General features: G+C 63.0%; 1 pseudogene. It reads right to left on the reverse strand.

The annotated features are described in order from the left end of the window. A pseudogene (locus EN991_RS39350) lies at positions 1-479 on the reverse strand (putative PEP-binding protein); the annotation flags it as partial.

The raw sequence follows: 479 nt of genomic DNA on the forward strand, positions 1-479 counted from the left end.
TCGTTGGTGCCGAACGAGAAGAAAGCGACCACCTTGGCCAGCGCCGGGCGATCAGCGCGGCGGCAGGGGTTTCGATCATGACGCCGAGATCGAATGATGCGTGCGGCACGCCTTCGGCTTTCAGCTCGGCCGTGCAGTCGTCAACCAGCACGCGCGTCTGCCTGACCTCCGAGATGTCGGACACCATCGGCAGCATCACCTTGATGTTGCCGTGCACGGCTGCGCGCAACAGCGCCCGCAACTGGCGCTTGAAGATGTCGGGCCGGTCGAGACACATGCGGATGCCGCGCCAGCCGAGGAAGGGGTTTTCCTCGTGGGGAAATTCGATGCCGGCAATCGGCTTGTCACCGCCGATGTCGAGCGTGCGCACAATGACCGGATAAGGCGCAAAAGCCTTGGCCAGCGCCGCATAGGTCTCGGCCTGCATGTCTTCCGAGGGCAGATGCATATGGCGCATGAACAAAAGCTCGGTGCGGAAC

Source organism: Mesorhizobium sp. M7A.F.Ca.US.005.03.2.1 (assembly GCF_003997795.1).
Taxonomy (GTDB): Bacteria; Pseudomonadota; Alphaproteobacteria; order Rhizobiales; family Rhizobiaceae; genus Mesorhizobium; species Mesorhizobium ciceri.